The sequence below is a fragment of the Priestia sp. FSL R5-0597 genome (assembly GCF_038006305.1).
GTDB classification, from domain to species: Bacteria; Bacillota; Bacilli; order Bacillales; family Bacillaceae_H; genus Priestia; species Priestia zanthoxyli.
Window position 1 is genome coordinate 95,001 of sequence record NZ_JBBOUZ010000001.1, and the last position, 17,737, is coordinate 112,737.

Annotated in this window: 20 protein-coding genes and 1 other annotated feature (1 of these 21 running past the window's edge); all 20 genes read left to right on the forward strand. The window is 39.5% G+C overall.

What is annotated here, in order from left to right:
- Nucleotides 1–458, forward strand: partial view of a CtsR family transcriptional regulator gene (locus tag MKX72_RS00515; RefSeq protein ID WP_013054895.1) — the 3' portion only. Its footprint begins 4 nt before the window's first position; the window shows 458 of its 462 coding nt (coding positions 5–462); its start codon lies beyond the left edge, outside the window; the stop codon is at nucleotides 456–458.
- Between the two features lie 41 nt (nucleotides 459–499).
- Nucleotides 500–1,042, forward strand: a complete 543-nt coding sequence (locus MKX72_RS00520) for a UvrB/UvrC motif-containing protein (RefSeq protein ID WP_028412656.1) — start codon at nucleotides 500–502, stop codon at nucleotides 1,040–1,042.
- Between the two features lie 3 nt (nucleotides 1,043–1,045).
- Nucleotides 1,046–2,119, forward strand: coding sequence for a protein arginine kinase (locus MKX72_RS00525; protein WP_013054897.1), 1,074 nt, complete (start codon nucleotides 1,046–1,048; stop codon nucleotides 2,117–2,119).
- A 20-nt stretch (nucleotides 2,120–2,139) separates the two neighbouring features.
- Nucleotides 2,140–4,581 carry an ATP-dependent protease ATP-binding subunit ClpC gene (clpC, locus tag MKX72_RS00530; protein WP_033580792.1) on the forward strand — a complete coding sequence of 814 codons (2,442 nt, stop codon included), beginning with the start codon at nucleotides 2,140–2,142 and terminating at the stop codon, nucleotides 4,579–4,581.
- 123 nt (nucleotides 4,582–4,704) lie between these two features.
- Nucleotides 4,705–6,081, forward strand: coding sequence for a DNA repair protein RadA (gene radA, locus MKX72_RS00535; RefSeq protein ID WP_013054899.1), 1,377 nt, complete (start codon nucleotides 4,705–4,707; stop codon nucleotides 6,079–6,081).
- Between the two features lie 3 nt (nucleotides 6,082–6,084).
- A complete protein-coding gene (gene disA / locus MKX72_RS00540; RefSeq protein ID WP_013054900.1) occupies nucleotides 6,085–7,164 on the forward strand; it encodes a DNA integrity scanning diadenylate cyclase DisA in 1,080 nt (359 codons plus the stop codon).
- 147 nt (nucleotides 7,165–7,311) lie between these two features.
- Nucleotides 7,312–8,409: a PIN/TRAM domain-containing protein gene (locus tag MKX72_RS00545; protein WP_014462040.1), complete on the forward strand. Its 1,098-nt coding sequence runs from the start codon at nucleotides 7,312–7,314 to the stop codon at nucleotides 8,407–8,409.
- A gap of 25 nt (nucleotides 8,410–8,434) precedes the next feature.
- The gene (gene ispD, locus MKX72_RS00550) at nucleotides 8,435–9,136 is read left to right on the forward strand and encodes a 2-C-methyl-D-erythritol 4-phosphate cytidylyltransferase (protein WP_028412657.1); all 702 of its coding nucleotides are present in this window, start codon (nucleotides 8,435–8,437) and stop codon (nucleotides 9,134–9,136) included.
- A complete protein-coding gene (ispF, locus tag MKX72_RS00555; RefSeq protein ID WP_013054903.1) occupies nucleotides 9,133–9,612 on the forward strand; it encodes a 2-C-methyl-D-erythritol 2,4-cyclodiphosphate synthase in 480 nt (159 codons plus the stop codon). The genes ispD and ispF overlap by 4 nt, the downstream gene beginning before the upstream one ends.
- A 105-nt stretch (nucleotides 9,613–9,717) precedes the next feature.
- Complete coding sequence (gene gltX, locus MKX72_RS00560) at nucleotides 9,718–11,175, forward strand: glutamate--tRNA ligase (RefSeq protein ID WP_033580791.1); 1,458 nt, start codon at nucleotides 9,718–9,720, stop codon at nucleotides 11,173–11,175.
- Between the two features lie 39 nt (nucleotides 11,176–11,214).
- Nucleotides 11,215–11,438 (forward strand) — a binding site (T-box leader).
- 72 nt (nucleotides 11,439–11,510) lie between these two features.
- The gene (cysE, locus tag MKX72_RS00565; RefSeq protein ID WP_025753192.1) at nucleotides 11,511–12,167 is read left to right on the forward strand and encodes a serine O-acetyltransferase; all 657 of its coding nucleotides are present in this window, start codon (nucleotides 11,511–11,513) and stop codon (nucleotides 12,165–12,167) included.
- Nucleotides 12,157–13,554, forward strand: coding sequence for a cysteine--tRNA ligase (cysS, locus tag MKX72_RS00570; RefSeq protein ID WP_033580789.1), 1,398 nt, complete (start codon nucleotides 12,157–12,159; stop codon nucleotides 13,552–13,554). Before cysE ends, cysS begins: the two co-directional genes overlap by 11 nt.
- A gap of 7 nt (nucleotides 13,555–13,561) precedes the next feature.
- On the forward strand, nucleotides 13,562–13,987 hold the full coding sequence (locus MKX72_RS00575; protein WP_013054907.1) for a Mini-ribonuclease 3: 426 nt from the start codon (nucleotides 13,562–13,564) through the stop codon (nucleotides 13,985–13,987).
- Nucleotides 13,977–14,720: a 23S rRNA (guanosine(2251)-2'-O)-methyltransferase RlmB gene (gene rlmB / locus MKX72_RS00580; RefSeq protein ID WP_014462034.1), complete on the forward strand. Its 744-nt coding sequence runs from the start codon at nucleotides 13,977–13,979 to the stop codon at nucleotides 14,718–14,720. The genes MKX72_RS00575 and rlmB overlap by 11 nt, the downstream gene beginning before the upstream one ends.
- Nucleotides 14,721–14,722: 2 nt before the next feature.
- Nucleotides 14,723–15,232: an NYN domain-containing protein gene (locus tag MKX72_RS00585; protein ID WP_013081364.1), complete on the forward strand. Its 510-nt coding sequence runs from the start codon at nucleotides 14,723–14,725 to the stop codon at nucleotides 15,230–15,232.
- A gap of 68 nt (nucleotides 15,233–15,300) precedes the next feature.
- Nucleotides 15,301–15,951 (forward strand): RNA polymerase sporulation sigma factor SigH, encoded by a 651-nt coding sequence (sigH, locus tag MKX72_RS00590; protein WP_028412660.1) that lies wholly within the window; start codon nucleotides 15,301–15,303, stop codon nucleotides 15,949–15,951.
- Nucleotides 15,952–16,032: 81 nt separating this feature from the next.
- Nucleotides 16,033–16,182, forward strand: coding sequence for a 50S ribosomal protein L33 (gene rpmG / locus MKX72_RS00595; protein WP_013081365.1), 150 nt, complete (start codon nucleotides 16,033–16,035; stop codon nucleotides 16,180–16,182).
- Nucleotides 16,183–16,235: 53 nt separating this feature from the next.
- The gene (secE, locus tag MKX72_RS00600; RefSeq protein ID WP_013054912.1) at nucleotides 16,236–16,415 is read left to right on the forward strand and encodes a preprotein translocase subunit SecE; all 180 of its coding nucleotides are present in this window, start codon (nucleotides 16,236–16,238) and stop codon (nucleotides 16,413–16,415) included.
- A 195-nt stretch (nucleotides 16,416–16,610) separates the two neighbouring features.
- Nucleotides 16,611–17,144, forward strand: coding sequence for a transcription termination/antitermination protein NusG (gene nusG / locus MKX72_RS00605; protein WP_014462032.1), 534 nt, complete (start codon nucleotides 16,611–16,613; stop codon nucleotides 17,142–17,144).
- Between the two features lie 165 nt (nucleotides 17,145–17,309).
- Nucleotides 17,310–17,735 carry a 50S ribosomal protein L11 gene (gene rplK, locus MKX72_RS00610; protein ID WP_013054914.1) on the forward strand — a complete coding sequence of 142 codons (426 nt, stop codon included), beginning with the start codon at nucleotides 17,310–17,312 and terminating at the stop codon, nucleotides 17,733–17,735.
- Nucleotides 17,736–17,737 lie beyond the last annotated feature (2 nt).

Sequence of the window (17,737 nt, forward strand, 5' to 3'; positions counted from 1 at the left end):
CAAATATCTCTGACATTATCGAACAGTATTTAAAACAAGTACTTGAATTAAGTGAAAGAGAAATTGTTGAAATAAGGCGCAGTGAGATTGCTGATAAATTTCAATGCGTTCCGTCGCAAATTAATTACGTTATCAATACCCGCTTTACGGTTGAGAGAGGTTATCTTGTAGAAAGTAAGCGAGGCGGCGGCGGATTTATTCGTATTGCAAAAGTAAAAATGCATGATGCAGCGGATTTGTTTCAGCAAGTGATTGAGATGATTCAAAATGAAATTTCACAAGTAAGTGCTGAAAATGTCATTATTAGGTTAGTTGAAGAAAAAGTCATCACAGAACGAGAAGCAAAAATCATGTTGAGCGTTATCAATCGTTCAGTTATTAATATTGAACTTCCTTATCGTGATGAGCTAAGAGCCAATCTTTTAAAAGCAATGCTTAATTCATTACGCTACCGATAAGCTCATGATCTATTTTATTTAGAACAGGGAGTGATGACAGGATGATTTGTCAGCAATGTGAAACGAGACCTGCAACTCTTCACTTCACAAAAATTATTAATGGTGAAAAGACGGAGATGCACGTATGTGAACAATGCGCTTCAGAAAATGGAGATGCATTTTCTTTTTCAAATCAGCAAGGTTTTTCAATCAATAACTTACTAGCTGGCCTACTTAACCTAGACCCAGCAGTAACTGAAAATTATAAGAAACAAAGTCAGGACGTTCTTTCTTGTCCTACTTGTGGCATGACATATCAAAAATTTGCTAAAATCGGCAGGTTTGGATGTGCAGATTGCTACAAAACATTTGAGCGACCTCTTATTCCTTTCTTGAAGAGGCTGCATGGAGGTAATTATCTACATCATGGAAAAATACCAGCAAGAATTGCAAGTAATCTTCATTTAAAAAAGGAATTACAGGCATTAAGATTGAACTTAAAAGAGTATATCGAAAAAGAGGAGTTTGAGAAAGCAGCCGAACTCCGAGATCACATTCGATTACTAGAAAAGAAGATGAACGAATCGAGAGAGGAGGAAGCGTAATTCATGTCCCAGGATTTGTTCTTTTCCCAGCCTGTTAGCTCTTGGATGCGTCAAGAAGCTTCGAATTCAGATATTGTGCTAAGCAGTCGAATCAGGCTGGCTCGAAATTTAACTCATTATCTTTTTCCAACTCTCTTTTCTAAAGAACAAGCAGTTGAAGTGGTTCGAGTATTTGAGCAAGTTTTTCAAAAAAGCGAGAACACCAATCAGTGGAATTTGCATTTACTAAAGATGAACGAATTACAGCCTCTTCAAAAGCAAGTGTTGGTTGAAAAACATCTTATCAGTCCTAACTTGGCTGAAGGAGACAACAACGGAGCTTGTTTTTTATCAGAAAAAGAAGATTTGAGTATTATGGTTAATGAAGAAGATCATTTACGCATACAATGTTTATTTCCAGGCCTTCAATTATCTGAAGCTTTAAGCACAGCGAATAAAGTAGATAATTGGATTGAGAAATACGTAGATTATGCGTTTGATGAAAATAGAGGGTATTTAACCAGCTGTCCCACAAATGTGGGTACTGGGCTACGTGCATCTGTGATGATGCATCTGCCGGCTTTAGTGATGACCCGTCAAATTCATCGTATTATTCCCGCTATTAACCAGCTTGGCTTAGTGGTGAGAGGAATTTATGGAGAAGGTAGCGAAGCTTTAGGGAATATCTTTCAAATTTCTAATCAGATAACCTTAGGGAAATCTGAAGAAGATATTGTGGCAGATTTAAATAGTGTCGTACAGCAGTTAATTACACAAGAGCACTCTGCAAGAGACGCACTGTTTAAAACATCTCATGTAGAGTTAGAAGATCGAGTGTATCGTTCATATGGAGTATTGGCCAATAGCCGTATTATTGAGTCCAAAGAAGCTTCACAATGTTTATCAGATGTTCGATTAGGAATCGATTTAGGGTATATAAAAGGACTGAGTCAAAATATATTGAATGAACTTATCATTATGACGCAGCCAGGCTTTTTACAAAAGTATTCGGGAGGGCCCCTAAAGCCTCAGGAACGTGACATTAAAAGAGCCACCTTAATTCGAGAACGTCTCACTATAAATAAAAACACAAATTAAACGTGGAGGGTGACGATTATATGATGTTTGGTAGATTTACAGAGCGCGCACAAAAAGTATTAGCTTTAGCACAGGAAGAAGCACTACGCCTAGGTCACAACAACATTGGAACGGAGCACATTTTATTAGGTATCGTTCGTGAAGGTGAAGGAATTGCAGCAAAAGCTCTTTCTGCTCTAGGCCTAAGCACTGAAAAAATTCAAAAAGAAGTGGAAGCATTAATTGGCAGAGGCCAAGAATTAACGCAGACCATTCATTATACACCTCGAGCGAAAAAAGTCATTGAACTTTCAATGGATGAAGCCCGAAAGCTTGGTCATTCTTACGTAGGAACAGAACATATCTTACTAGGCTTAATTCGTGAAGGTGAAGGCGTTGCAGCACGCGTTTTAAATAATCTAGGTGTCAGCCTAAATAAAGCTCGTCAGCAAGTACTTCATTTATTAGGTAGCAATGAAGCTGCTTCAAGCCATCAAGGCGGAGGTTCTTCAAATGCCAATACACCTACGCTAGACAGCTTAGCACGCGATTTAACAGTTGTAGCGCGCGAAGGAAGCTTAGACCCTGTTATCGGACGTGGGAAAGAAATTCAGCGTGTTATTGAAGTGTTAAGCCGACGTACAAAAAACAATCCTGTATTAATTGGGGAGCCAGGTGTCGGTAAAACGGCAATCGCTGAAGGTTTGGCTCAGCAAATCGTCAACAATGAAGTTCCAGAAATTTTACGTGACAAACGCGTTATGACCTTGGATATGGGAACGGTCGTGGCTGGTACAAAATATCGCGGAGAATTTGAAGATCGCCTGAAGAAAGTAATGGATGAAATTCGTCAAGCAGGTAATATCATTCTCTTTATCGATGAGTTACACACATTAATTGGCGCTGGTGGTGCAGAAGGTGCTATCGATGCTTCTAATATTTTAAAACCGTCTCTTGCTCGTGGAGAACTTCAGTGTATCGGTGCTACGACTTTAGATGAATACAGAAAATATATTGAAAAAGATGCAGCGTTAGAGCGTCGCTTCCAGCCAATTCAAGTGGATGAACCAACGTTGGAAGAGTCTATTCAAATCTTAAAAGGGCTTCGTGACCGTTATGAAGCGCATCACCGAGTATCTATTTCTGATGAGGCAATCGAGCAAGCGGTGAAACTATCAGATCGCTACATTTCAGATCGTTTCTTACCGGATAAAGCAATCGATTTAATTGATGAAGCTGGTTCAAAAGTGCGTTTACGTTCATTTACAACGCCGCCAAATTTAAAGGAATTAGAGCAAAAATTAGAATCAGTACGCAATGAAAAAGATGCGTCTGTTCAAAGTCAAGAATTTGAAAAAGCAGCATCTTTACGCGACACAGAACAACGCCTACGCGAAGAATTAGAAGACACAAAGAAAATTTGGAAAGAGCAGCAAGGTAAAGAAAACTCAGCTGTAACCGTAGAAGATATTGCGATGGTGGTATCTAGCTGGACGGGTGTACCGGTCTCTAAACTGGCACAGGAAGAGACAGAAAGACTGCTAAACATGGAAGAGATTCTTCACTCTCGTGTAATTGGGCAAGAAGAAGCGGTAAAAGCAGTTGCAAAAGCTGTGCGCCGTGCTAGAGCAGGCTTGAAAGATCCAAAACGCCCAATTGGTTCATTCATTTTCTTAGGACCAACAGGGGTTGGTAAAACAGAGCTTGCACGCGCATTAGCGGAGTCAATCTTTGGCGACGAAGACGCAATGATTCGTATCGATATGTCTGAGTACATGGAGAAACATTCTACTTCACGCTTAGTAGGTTCACCTCCAGGATATGTTGGATACGAAGAAGGCGGCCAGTTAACGGAAAAAGTAAGAAGAAAACCTTACTCAGTTGTTCTTTTAGACGAAATTGAAAAAGCACATCCAGATGTATTTAACATTTTATTACAAGTGTTAGAAGATGGACGCTTAACAGATTCAAAAGGCCGTACAGTTGATTTCCGTAATACGATTTTAATTATGACATCAAACGTAGGTGCGGACACATTAAAACGAAGCAAGCACTTAGGGTTCACAGTAGAAGCAGAAGGCCAAGACTACAAAGATATGAAAGGAAAAGTAATGGCGGAAATGAAGCGCGCATTCCGTCCGGAGTTCCTAAACCGTATCGATGAAATTATCGTCTTCCATTCATTGGAGAAACCTCACTTAGCTGAAATCGTTAAATTAATGGCGGACCAGTTAACAAAACGCTTAAAAGAGCAAGAAATTGATCTTGAATTAACAAAAGAAGCAATTGATAAGATTGCAGAGGAAGGTTTTGACCCAGAATACGGCGCTCGTCCACTTCGTAGAGCAATTCAAAAACATATTGAAGACCGTTTATCTGAAGAGCTGCTAAAAGGGGTTGTTCAAAAAGGTCAGAAAGTGACGCTAGATGTAGACAAAGGAGAATTTATTGTTAAATCCTCCGCTCCAAGCAGCATCAGCTAAATTTACTCAAACCAAGACGAGGCATACGAAAAAACACGTATGCCTCCCTTTTTATTTTAGCTTAGGAAATAGTGTACAATAGAGATAGAAATCGATTGAATGAACGGAGAGATTGATAACATAATGGCGAAACGAAAAACAAAATTTGCATGTCAGCATTGCGGATATGAATCCGCAAAATGGATGGGGAAATGTCCTGGATGCGGAAGCTGGAATTCGATGGTGGAAGAAATGGAAGAAACGAAATCATCACGCCGAGGAGCTTTTTCCGGAGCTACTGCTTCTAAAGTTCAAAAACCTCAGTCAATTACAGCGATTGAATCTACAACAGAACCACGGATTTTTACACCTTCTGCAGAGTTAAACCGTGTATTAGGAGGCGGTATTGTCAGAGGGTCACTCGTTTTAATAGGGGGAGATCCGGGTATCGGAAAGTCTACTTTACTTTTGCAAACCTCCGCGCAGTTAGCAATGAAACAAAATAAAGTACTATATATTTCGGGAGAGGAATCAACCAAACAAACGAAGTTAAGAGCGGACAGGCTAGGTGTAAAAGCTGAAGAGCTTTATGTTCACGCAGAAACAAACTTAGAATTAATACTAGAGGCCATCTCAAGCATGCAGCCTGATTTTGTGGTGATTGATTCAATTCAAACCATTTACCATGCTGATGTGACATCAGCGCCAGGAAGCGTCTCACAGGTGCGAGAGTGTACGGCTGAACTAATGCGTGTTGCTAAAACGAATGGCATTGCCATCTTTATTGTGGGTCATGTAACGAAAGAAGGGGCCATTGCGGGTCCAAGACTTCTTGAACATATGGTAGATACGGTTCTTTATTTTGAAGGAGAGCGCCATCATACGTATCGTATATTAAGAGCGGTTAAGAACCGATTTGGATCTACAAATGAAATGGGCATTTTTGAAATGAAAGAAAGTGGGCTAGAAGAAGTATTGAATCCATCTGAAATCTTTCTAGAAGAACGGTCTCAGGGAGCAGCAGGTTCGGTTGTTGTCGCTTCAATGGAAGGGACAAGACCCGTATTAGTAGAGCTGCAGGCGCTAATCAGTCCAACGAGCTTTGGAAACCCTAGAAGAATGGCGACAGGAGTAGATCATAATCGCGTTTCGCTTATCATGGCTGTCTTAGAAAAGCGTGTAGGAATGCTGCTGCAGAATCAAGATGCTTATTTAAAAGTAGCAGGTGGAGTGAAATTAGATGAACCAGCAATCGATTTAGCTGTAGCCGTTAGCATTGCTTCAAGCTTCAGAGATGCTGCTTCTAGCGCTACAGATGTTATTGTAGGAGAGGTAGGATTAACAGGCGAAGTACGCCGAGTGTCTAGAATTGAACAGCGCGTTCAAGAAGCGGTAAAATTAGGGTTCCAACGAATTATTATTCCGGAGAAAAATTTAGGAGGATGGAAAGTCCCAGATGGTATTGATGTGATTGGGGTATCAACAGTAGCGGAGGCTCTGCAATATACATTAGGAGGATAAGCAGTGGAAGGAGAAAAAACAACAGTTAGTCAAAAACAAATATCAGAAATTCTGCAGTTTGTAGCACCAGGAACCCCTATTCGTGACGGTATCGATAACGTCTTGCGGGCAAAGACGGGCGGCTTAATTGTTATGGGCTACAATGAACAAGTCAAAAAGATGGTAGATGGAGGATTTTCGATTAATTGTGCATTTACACCTGCGCATTTATACGAGTTAGCCAAAATGGATGGAGCGCTTATTTTAAACGACAGCGGAAGCAAGATATTGTTTGCTAATGCTCAGCTCATGCCAGATCCCTCTACCCCTTCTTCACAGACAGGAATGCGTCACCGTACAGCGGAGCGCGTAGCTAAGCAGTCAGGTGTATTGGTGATAGCCATTTCACAAAGACGGAATGTGATTACGCTTTACAAAGGGTCTCTGCAGTATGTATTGAAAGACATTAGCGTTATTTTAGCAAAAGCGAATCAAGCGCTTGGAACCCTTGAAAAGTACAAGGCGGTATTAGATGAATCGATTACAAGTCTCAGTGCATTGGAGTTTGAAGAGCAAGTAACTCATACAGATGTGCTGCAGTCGCTTCATCGTACAGAAATGGTTTTGCGTATTAAAAATGAAATTTTGAGCTATATTAGCGAGTTAGGAACAGAAGGAAGGCTAATTCGTCTCCAAATGAATGAACTGCTTTCTCACTTAGAGGAAGAAGCAACTTTATTAATCAAAGATTATATGTATGACCTCAGCTTTGACCCTTACCGAGTGATTGAACGCATGCAGCAGCCGTCAAATAATGTTCTTCTCGATGACCAAACGCTCCTTCGCTTAATGGGATATCCTATGTATACAAGCTTTGAAGACAGCGTTATTCCTAGAGGGTATCGAATGCTTCATAAAATTCCAAGACTTCCATCGATTATTATTGAAAATCTCATTGATGAATTAGGGGATTTAAAAACGATAGCAGATGCGTCGGTAGAAGAATTGGATGAGGTAGAAGGCATCGGTGAAATTCGAGCACGGAAAATTAGAGAAGGCCTAAAAAGACTAAAAGAGCAGCATCTTACAAACCGTCAGCTATAGGATATTAATTGACATTAAATGTTTGATTCATTAAGATATTGTGAAAATACAAAAAAAGTGACAGTTTGTTTACAAATTCTGTTTTTTGGTTAAATAACAGGTTTCAATCATTGTAAACTGTTTATAATGATAAAGGGAGGTGAAGGCGTGTTAAAACGTTTTGTACAGTTATTTTTTATTATTACAGGTGGTACATTGGGCGTCTTTTTTATACCTGAACTTATTCAATTATTAAATCTGCAAGATGTAGCATTTCTAGAAAAACCTTACGTCGATGCAATACTGGGAGCTATTTTGTTTTTCCTTGTCACGTTTTGGATTGTTGATTATATAGTTGAATTAATTCGCCGAGTGGAAGAGGCGTTGCTGAAGGCGCCTGTAACGGATGTACTTTTTGGTAGCTTAGGATTGATTTTAGGGCTTATTGTAGCCTACTTGGTCGGAGCTTTTTTAGGCAGAATTCAACTTCAAGTAGTAAGTACCATTTTACCAATCTTTCTAAGTATTCTTTTAGGTTACTTAGGGTTTCAAGTCGGGTTTAAAAAACGTGATGAGCTTGTGAACGTGTTTTCCATGCCATCTCGAATTGGGAAGAAAAAAGGGCAAGAAGAAGAAGCAGATAATGAAGAATCACTAAAGTCTCTTAAAATTTTAGATACAAGCGTTATTATTGACGGTCGTATCGCAGATATTTGTCAAACAGGATTTTTAGACGGAACGATTGTTATTCCGCGCTTTGTGCTTGAGGAACTTCAGCATATTGCTGATTCGTCGGATGTTCTAAAACGAAACAGAGGTAGACGAGGTCTAGATATTCTAAACCGTATTCAAAAGGAACTGGCAATGAAGGTAGAAATTTATGAAGGCGATTTCGAAGACATTCAAGAAGTGGACAGTAAGCTGGTCAAATTGGCAAAGCTGACTTCTGGGTTGGTCGTTACAAACGACTTTAATTTAAATAAAGTATGTGAACTTCAAAATGTCGGCGTCTTAAATATTAATGACTTAGCAAATGCCGTTAAGCCAATTGTGCTTCCGGGAGAAGAAATGAATGTGTTGGTTATAAAAGATGGTAAAGAGCATAATCAAGGTATTGCCTATCTTGATGACGGTACAATGATCGTGGTAGAAGAAGGAAGAAATTACATTGGAAAGCAAATTGATGTACTGGTGACGAGCGTACTCCAAACCTCAGCAGGCCGTATGATTTTTGCGAAACCCAAGTTATTAGAAAAAGCACTGTGACGTAACAGGTAAAGGGAGTATACCTATGAAGTATGAAATTATCGTTTTAGCTGCAGGGCAGGGGAAGCGAATGAAAGCGGGGCGGAACAAACAATTTTTAACTATTCAAAACGTTCCGCTTATCATTCATACGCTGCAAAAATTCGAACAAGATCCTTGGTGCAGTGGAATTGTACTAGTTGTAAACGAAAAAGAAGTGGCGATTTTTGAAGAGTTATTAACTGAATATCCAATTCAAAAGGTTCAATCATTGACAGTTGGAGGCGATGAACGTCAACATAGCGTTTATAACGGCCTTAAAAGTCTAAAGCAGGCTCAAATGGTATTAATTCATGATGGCGCTCGACCATTTGTTCAACAAAACACAATCCATGAGTTAGTAGAAAAAGCTGCTAGTGATAAGGCTGCTGTACTGGCTGTTCCAGTAAAAGACACAATTAAGCGTGTGGAACAGGGGACTGTCATTGAAACAGTTGAGCGCTCTAGCTTGTGGGCTATTCAAACGCCGCAGGCTTTTCTTTTTGATGTAGTAATGGATGCACACGAAAAAGCAAAAACAAATGAATACTTAGGCACCGATGATGCAAGCTTAGTAGAAAAAGCGGGACAAAAAGTATCGATTGTAGAGGGAAATTACGATAATATAAAACTAACAACACCAGAAGATTTGTTATATGCAGAAGCTATATTAACAAAGCTAAACAGGACTGAAGGAGTGGAAAAATGAACATTCGAGTAGGACAAGGTTTCGACGTACATGAATTTGCAGAAGGAAGACCTTTAATCATCGGCGGTTTAGAAATTCCGTATGAAAAAGGATTATTAGGCCACTCAGATGCAGATGTGCTGTTACATACAATCGCAGATGCCTTATTAGGAGCGGCGGCTAAAGGAGATATCGGAAAGCATTTTCCGGATACAGACCCTGAATTTAAAGATGCTGATTCAGCAAAGCTTCTTCAACACGTATGGAAACTACTAAAAGATGAAGGTTATGAATTAAGCAATGTAGATTGCACGATTATCGCGCAAAAACCTAAAATGGCTCCTTACATTGAACCAATGAGAGAGCGTATTGCGCAGCTGTTAGAAGCAAGCATTTCTCAAATTAACGTCAAGGCAACAACAACAGAAAAGTTAGGTTTTACGGGACGTGAAGAAGGAATCGCTGCCCAAGCAGCCGTTTTAGTTTATCAAAAATAAAAACAGTTGACTTTGACAGATACCTATTTGGTGATAAAATTAGAACATGTCTAAAACATATAAATACATACTATAAGTAATATTAAATTGGAGGTCATCTTAGTTATGTCAAGCGAAGTAAGAGTTCGTTATGCCCCGAGTCCAACTGGACATCTTCATATAGGGAATGCAAGAACAGCACTATTTAATTATTTATTTGCACGAAATCAAAACGGTAAATTTATTATCCGTATTGAAGATACAGATCAAAAGCGTAATATCGAAGGCGGCGAAGAAAGTCAGCTGCGCTATTTAAAATGGTTAGGTATTGAATGGGATGAAAGTATCGACGTAGGCGGGGAGTACGGTCCTTACCGCCAGTCTGAACGTACGGAAATCTATCAAAAATATACGGAAGAACTTCTTGAAAAAGGATTAGCTTATCACTGTTACTGTACGTCAGAAGAGCTTGAAAAAGAGCGTGAAGAACAGCAGGCGAACAGTCAAATGCCGCGCTATTCAGGTAAGTGCCGTAACTTAACAGCTGAACAGCGTGCTGAACTAGAAGCAGAAGGCCGTGAGCCGAGCATTCGCTTCCGTGTTCCTAGTAACACAGAAATTAAGTGGAATGATATTGTCAAAGATGAAGTATCGTTTGAGTCTGAAGGCATTGGTGATTTCGTTATTGTGAAAAAAGACGGTACACCAACATATAACTACGCTGTAGCCATTGATGATTATCTAATGAAGATGACACATGTTCTACGCGGAGATGACCATATTTCCAATACACCGAAGCAAATTCTTGTGTATGAAGCTTTAGGTTGGACGCCTCCTGTATTTGGTCATATGACGTTAATCGTAAATGAAAATCGTCGCAAGCTAAGTAAACGTGATGAGTCAATCATTCAGTTTATCGAGCAATATAAAGAATTAGGCTACTTGCCAGAAGCACTATTTAATTTTATTACAATGCTTGGCTGGTCACCTGTGGGAGAAGAAGAAATTTTCTCTAAAGAACAGTTTATTGAAATTTTTGACCCAGCTCGTTTGTCAAAATCTCCAGCACTATTTGATACAAGCAAATTACGTTGGATGAACAACCAATACATGAAACAATTGGATTTAGACGAGGTAGTAGCTTTATCAGTTCCTCACTTAGTGAAAGCTGGAAAAGTTGAAGAAACGCGCGATGCAGAAACAGAACAATGGGTACGTGACTTAGTCGCTCTATACCAAGAACAAATGAGCTTTGGCGCTGAGATTGTTGAACTTACTGAAATGTTCTTTAAGAAAGAAATTGATTACAGTGAAGAAGCAAAAGCAGTACTTGCTGAAGAACAAGTACCGGAAGTGTTAAAAGCATTTGCTGAAGAGATTTCTTCCTTAGAAGAATTCAGCGCTGATGAAATTAAGGCAGCAACAAAGGCTGCACAAAAAGCAACAGGTCAAAAAGGTAAAAAACTATTTATGCCAATTCGTGTAGCAACAACAGGCGAAACACACGGTCCCGAGCTTCCAAAAGCTATTTCTCTTTTAGGGAAAGAAACAGTTTTAGCTCGTCTAGAAAGCATTTATAGTTAACAAATTTCTATTTTGCCCATATGATAAAATAATCAAATATGGATATCGTTGAGAAGGAAGAGTAGGCAAGTTCATTGCATATCAGAGAGGGTTATCACCGGCTGAAAGTAACCTATGACAAAACTTGTTGAAGTGCGCCTTTGAGTCTTTTGTTGAATGCTACTAAGTAAGTAGGCAAAAGCGGTTACTTTCACGTTATGAGAGAAGAGTTGGGATTGTTTGTTGATCCAAACAGAGTGGAACCGCGTATATACGTCTCTGTGTCATTTGACATAGGGGCGTTTTTTTATACAATCAATGAGTAGATAAAGGAATAGCGGAATTGGGGTGAGATGATGCTAAAGTTGTTAAAGGAAGACATTGAGGCCATATTTGAACAAGATCCTGCAGCAAGAAGTTATATTGAAGTGATATTAACCTATTCAGGGTTGCATGCTATTTGGGCACATAGATTCGCTCACGGGCTTTTTAAAAGAAAGTGGTTTTTTCTGGCACGTGTAATCTCACAAATTAGCCGATTCTTCACAGGGATTGAAATTCATCCGGGTGCGAAAATTGGCCGCCGCTTTTTTATTGATCACGGAATGGGAATTGTTATTGGGGAAACGTGCGAAATTGGAGATAATGTAACAGTATATCAAGGAGTAACACTCGGAGGAACAGGGAAAGAAAAAGGAAAGCGTCACCCGACGATTGAAGACAATGTCTTAATTGCAACAGGTGCTAAAGTGCTAGGGTCGATTACGATTCATGCGCACTCCAAAATTGGAGCAGGCTCAGTTGTGTTAAATGACGTCCCAGAAAACTCAACGGTTGTTGGTATCCCTGGCCGAGTCGTCATTCAAAATGGCGTCCGGATTCCAAAAGATTTGAATCATCAAGATTTGCCAGATCCAGATGCAGAGCGTTTCAAACAGCTAGAGAAAGAAATTTTACACCTGCAAAATCAATTAAAGGAATTAAAAGAAGGGAAGATTCACCATGGCAATTAAGCTATATAACACGTTAACACGTCAAAAAGAGACGTTTGTACCGCTAGAAGAAAACAAAGTCAAAATGTACGTGTGCGGACCGACCGTGTATAACTATATTCATATTGGAAATGCACGTCCTGCGATCGTATTTGATACGGTGCGCCGCTATTTAGAATTTAGAGGCTACGACGTGGAGTATGTCTCAAACTTCACAGATGTGGATGATAAATTAATTAAGGCAGCAAAAGAGTTAGGAGAAGATGTTCCAACGATCGCAAACCGCTTTATCGATGCCTACTTTGAAGATACGTCAGCTCTTGGATGCAAGCATGCCGATGTGCATCCACGCGTAACTGAAAATATGGATATCATTATTGAATTCATTGATGAACTGGTGAAAAAAGGCTATGCGTATGAGTCAGAGGGCGACGTATACTATCGTACGCGTAAATTTGAAGGATACGGAAAATTATCACATCAGTCCATTGATGAATTGCAATCCGGTGCTCGTATCGAAGTTGGAGAAAAGAAAGAAGATCCATTAGACTTTACTCTTTGGAAAGCAACCAAAGATGGAGAGATTGCATGGGATAGTCCTTGGGGTCAAGGAAGACCAGGCTGGCATATTGAATGCTCGGCGATGGCGCGCAAGTATTTAGGTGATACAATTGATATCCACGCGGGAGGTCAGGATTTAGCTTTCCCTCATCACGAAAATGAAATTGCTCAATCAGAAGCGCTCACTGGGAAATCGTTTGCGAAATACTGGCTTCATAACGGATATATCAATATTGATAATGAAAAGATGTCTAAATCACTAGGGAACTTCGTGTTAGTTCATGACATTATTAAAAAGCATGATCCTTCCCTACTTCGATTCTTTATTTTATCTGTTCACTATCGTCACCCAATTAACTATAACGAAGAAATTTTAGAGAATACGCGCAAAGGGTTTGAGCGTCTGCAAACAGCTTACGGCAACTTAACTCACCGTCTAGAGGCAGCAACAAATCTTCAAGAAGATGCTTCAGAATGGTTTGAAAAGCTAAAAGAGCTTCGCGAGACCTTTGTTGAAGAGATGGATGATGATTTTAATACGGCAAATGCCATTTCTGTTCTGTTCGAGCTAGCAAAGCAAGCTAACTTGTATTTATTAGAACAAACAACGTCTACAGATGTAATTGAAGCCTTTATTAAAGAGTTTAAAGAACTAGGTGCTGCAATAGGCATTGCATTTGGAGAAGCTGAACTTTTAGACGAAGAAATTGATCAATTGATCCAAGATCGTATTCAAGCTCGTAAAGATCGTAATTTCCAATTAGCAGATCAAATTCGAGATGAATTAAAGGCTAAAAATATTATTTTAGAAGATACGGCGCAAGGAACAAGATGGAAAAGAGGATAATAGTGTTATGAGCAGCAGTAAATTAGATGTAAAACAGCTAAATAGCTTAGCTCTTGCTTATATGGGTGATGCGGTGTTTGATTTACATGTTCGCCGCCACCTGCTGGTGTTAGGGACAGTGCGCCCTAACCAGCTTCATAATAAAGCTAAAAAATATGTATCAGCAAAAGCACAAGCACAAATCGTATATTATTTTAAAAATGAAAACTTTTTTACTGAAGAAGAAGAAGGTGTACTGCGCCGAGGACGCAATGCAAAGTCTGGTACAGTCCCTAAAAACACAGATGTGCAAACGTATCGCTACAGTACAGCATTTGAAGCGGTCGTAGGCTATTTGTATCTTTTAGGTGAAGAAGAAAGAATGATGGAACTTATTACTAAAGCTATCTCTTTCGTCGATGAAGGAGAGGGAGGAATGAATCATGGAACATGAATTTATCATTGGACGTAATCCGGTCCTAGAAGCCCTAAAGTCTGGGCGTGACATTAACAAGCTATGGATTGCCGAAGGATCGCAAGGCGGTTCTATGGGGCAAATCACGCAGTTAGCAAAACGTAATGGTGTATTGGTGCAGTTTGTACCGAAAAAGAAAATTGAGCAAATGGTAGACGGTATTCATCAAGGAGTAGCTGCACAAGTTGCTGCTTATCAGTATGCAGAGTTAGATGATTTATTTAACTTAGCGGAAAAACGTAATGAAAGTCCGTTTTTCCTTCTGTTAGATGAGCTCGAAGATCCCCATAATTTAGGTTCTATTATGCGAACAGCCGATGCCGTTGGCGCACACGGTATCATTATTCCAAAGCGCCGTTCAGTTGGATTAACGGCCACTGTAGCAAAGGCGTCTACAGGAGCGATTGAACATATTCCTGTAGCAAGGGTAACAAACCTATCAAGGACGATTGATGAATTAAAAGATCGAGGCGTATGGATTGTTGGAACGGATGCGAAAGAAAGTGACGATTACCGCAACTTAGATGGAGGTATGCCGCTTACGTTAGTGATTGGAAGTGAAGGAAAAGGCATGAGTCGTTTGATTCGTGAAAAATGCGACTTTCTTGTACAGCTTCCAATGGTTGGGCATGTTACATCGTTAAATGCATCTGTAGCAGCTAGTCTTCTCATGTATGAGGTTTACCGAAAACGCCATCCTCTAGGTGAATAAAAATGGATATTCTACTGGTGGATGGTTATAACATGATAGGTGCGTGGCCCGACCTAAGAAAGCTTAGAGATAATGATTTAGCGGGTGCTCGAGACCTGTTAATTGAAAAGATGGCAGAGTATCAAGCATATATGGGGTATCGTGTCATTATTGTCTTCGATGCTCATATGGTCGAAGGAATTGAAAAGAAGGCAAAAAATCATAAGGTTGACGTTGTATTTACACGAGAAAATGAAACAGCGGATGAGTACATTGAAAAGCTGGCTCAAGAGCTAAACAATGTAAAGACACAGATTCATGTTGCTACATCTGATTTTACGGAGCAGTGGGCAATCTTTGGACAAGGTGCGCTTAGAATTTCTGCTCGAGAATTGTACAACGAAATTGAGCAAATTGAGAAACATATTAATCTTGATGTGAAGTCTATTCAAAATCAAAAGCCAGCGGCACGCATTCAACTTTCCAATCAAGTAGCCGAAATTTTCGAAAAATGGCGCCGGGGACAGCGGTGAGGTTATTGACGGTACGGAATTAGCTACTGTATAATATTTCTATCTACTGTGCGGTCGGGGGGATCGATATGGGCGATACTTATGGGAGAAAACTGCATGCTCATTTCGAACAACAAGAGGATGAAACAGTTGTCGATCTTGTGCATAAAGGCGATATTGACGCATTAGAGTATTTGATTCATAAATACAAAAACTTTGTGCGAGCAAAGGCGCGGTCGTATTTTTTAATTGGGGCAGACCGTGAAGATATTGTACAAGAAGGTATGATAGGGTTATACAAGGCAATTAGAGATTTTAGAGAAGATAAGCTAACTTCGTTTAAAGCTTTTGCTGAACTTTGCATTACCAGGCAAATTATTACCGCTATTAAAACCGCAACAAGGCAAAAACATATTCCATTAAACTCTTATGTATCATTGGACAAGCCAATATATGATGAAGAGTCCGACCGAACCTTAATGGATGTTATTTCGGGGACAAAAGTAGCAAATCCAGAAGAGTTGCTCATTAATCGAGAGAAGTTTGATGATATTGAATTAAAGATGGCTGAACTGTTAAGTGATCTTGAGCGAAAAGTTCTCGTTCTTTATTTAGATGGTCAATCTTATCAAGAAATTTCAGAAGAGTTAAACCGCCACGTCAAATCCATCGACAATGCACTTCAGCGTGTGAAGAGGAAATTAGAGCGCTACCTCGAGATTCGTGAAATCACAATGTAGCCTTCTATCCTCATATTGACATGCTAAGAAAGTCTGTGATACTTTTTTATAGACATTATCACTCTATAGGTGGTTGACATTATGCGTAAAAAAGTTGTACTTGCGTGTGTGCAATGCGCTAGTCGTAACTATACGACTATGAAAAACACACAGCAAAACGAAGAGCGTTTAGAAATGAAGAAGTTTTGCAAAACGTGTAACGCACATACGATTCATCGTGAAACAAAGTAGATCAATAATCTGCACAGACTAATACCCCTTTTAATTTATTGGAGGTTACAAACATGAACCGTGTAGGAAATTTCTTGCGTGATGTTGGGCGTGAGATGAAGAAGGTAAGTTGGCCTAAAAAAAATGAGCTAACTCGTTATACAATTACTGTTATTTCTACAGTTGTATTTATGACACTCTTTTTTGTAGTAGTTGATTACGGAATTTCGTCACTTATTCGTTTAATCCCTTGAATAAATTGACTTAAATCATGGTATAATAAAGCTAAATTATGTTTTTTTCAGAAAAGCCCGGAGACGGGTTTTTTAATTTGCTTTAAGAATGATTGTGCTAGGAGTCAACTATTTTCCTAGTGCGTTGTCTGTGCAATAGATTAGGACATCTTATTTTATAGTGAGCTGGGAGGGAAGGACGTATAGTCCTCAGAAATGGAGAAAAATTGGTATGTAGTCCATACTTATTCTGGATATGAAAATAAAGTAAAAACAAATTTAGAAAAGCGCGTAGAAACAATGGGTATGCAAGATAAAATTTTCCGCGTTGTTGTTCCTGAAGAAGAAGAAAGAGAAATTAAGAACAACAAAGAAAAGATTACAAAGAAAAAAGTATTCCCAGGGTACGTGTTAGTTGAAATCATCATGACAGATGATTCATGGTATGTAGTTCGTAATACACCTGGCGTTACGGGCTTTGTAGGTTCAGCAGGTTCTGGATCAAAGCCAACTGCTCTTCTACCAGAAGAAGTAGAAATGATCTTAAAACAAATGGGCATGGACGAGCAGCATGCTGACTTTGACTTTGAACTAAAAGAAACAGTATTGGTTCAAGAAGGTCCGTTTGCAAACTTCGAAGGTACCATTGAAGAAATCGATACAGATAAACGTAAAGTTAAGGTTCATGTCGATATGTTCGGAAGACAAACGCCAGTAGAGCTAGACTTTACACAAATTGAAAAAATATAATCTGTAAGACCTTGCAATTCATGAAGTTTAATGTTAATATTTCATAAGTCAGTATGTCTCAAAACTAGAGACTAAAACAACTATTTCTTTATTTTATATATAAAGAACATTGAGTGGGAGGGCATCGCCCTATTACCACATCACGGACTTAAGGAGGTGTGTCTCGTGGCTAAAAAAGTAATTAAACTTGTTAAGTTACAAATTCCTGCAGGTAAAGCAAATCCAGCGCCACCAGTTGGTCCTGCATTAGGTCAAGCCGGTGTTAACATCATGGGTTTCTGTAAGGAGTTTAACGCTCGCACAGCTGATCAAGCTGGTCTTATCATTCCTGTTGAAATCACGGTATTTGAAGACCGTTCATTTACATTTATTACGAAAACTCCACCTGCTGCTGTACTACTTAAGAAAGCGGCTGGTATTGAGTCTGGTTCTGGTGAACCAAACCGTAATAAAGTTGCAACAGTCAAGCGTGACAAAGTGCGTGAGATTGCTGAAACTAAAATGCCTGACTTAAACGCTGCTAGCGTTGAATCTGCAATGCGCATGGTAGAAGGTACAGCGCGCAGTATGGGAATCGTAGTTGAAGACTAATT

Excerpts from the sequence above, each read along its gene's own strand:
- MKX72_RS00520 (WP_028412656.1), top strand. The coding sequence starts at position 500 with ATGATTTGTCAGCAATGTGAAACGAGACCTGCAACTCTTCACTTCACA.
- MKX72_RS00525 (WP_013054897.1), top strand. The coding sequence starts at position 1,046 with ATGTCCCAGGATTTGTTCTTTTCCCAGCCTGTTAGCTCTTGGATGCGT.
- clpC (WP_033580792.1), top strand. The coding sequence starts at position 2,140 with ATGATGTTTGGTAGATTTACAGAGCGCGCACAAAAAGTATTAGCTTTA.
- radA (WP_013054899.1), top strand. The coding sequence starts at position 4,705 with ATGGCGAAACGAAAAACAAAATTTGCATGTCAGCATTGCGGATATGAA.
- ispD (WP_028412657.1), top strand. The coding sequence starts at position 8,435 with ATGAAGTATGAAATTATCGTTTTAGCTGCAGGGCAGGGGAAGCGAATG.
- ispF (WP_013054903.1), top strand. The coding sequence starts at position 9,133 with ATGAACATTCGAGTAGGACAAGGTTTCGACGTACATGAATTTGCAGAA.
- gltX (WP_033580791.1), top strand. The coding sequence starts at position 9,718 with ATGTCAAGCGAAGTAAGAGTTCGTTATGCCCCGAGTCCAACTGGACAT.
- cysE (WP_025753192.1), top strand. The coding sequence starts at position 11,511 with ATGCTAAAGTTGTTAAAGGAAGACATTGAGGCCATATTTGAACAAGAT.
- cysS (WP_033580789.1), top strand. The coding sequence starts at position 12,157 with ATGGCAATTAAGCTATATAACACGTTAACACGTCAAAAAGAGACGTTT.
- MKX72_RS00575 (WP_013054907.1), top strand. The coding sequence starts at position 13,562 with ATGAGCAGCAGTAAATTAGATGTAAAACAGCTAAATAGCTTAGCTCTT.
- rlmB (WP_014462034.1), top strand. The coding sequence starts at position 13,977 with ATGGAACATGAATTTATCATTGGACGTAATCCGGTCCTAGAAGCCCTA.
- MKX72_RS00585 (WP_013081364.1), top strand. The coding sequence starts at position 14,723 with ATGGATATTCTACTGGTGGATGGTTATAACATGATAGGTGCGTGGCCC.
- sigH (WP_028412660.1), top strand. The coding sequence starts at position 15,301 with ATGGGCGATACTTATGGGAGAAAACTGCATGCTCATTTCGAACAACAA.
- rpmG (WP_013081365.1), top strand. The coding sequence starts at position 16,033 with ATGCGTAAAAAAGTTGTACTTGCGTGTGTGCAATGCGCTAGTCGTAAC.
- secE (WP_013054912.1), top strand. The coding sequence starts at position 16,236 with ATGAACCGTGTAGGAAATTTCTTGCGTGATGTTGGGCGTGAGATGAAG.
- nusG (WP_014462032.1), top strand. The coding sequence starts at position 16,611 with ATGGAGAAAAATTGGTATGTAGTCCATACTTATTCTGGATATGAAAAT.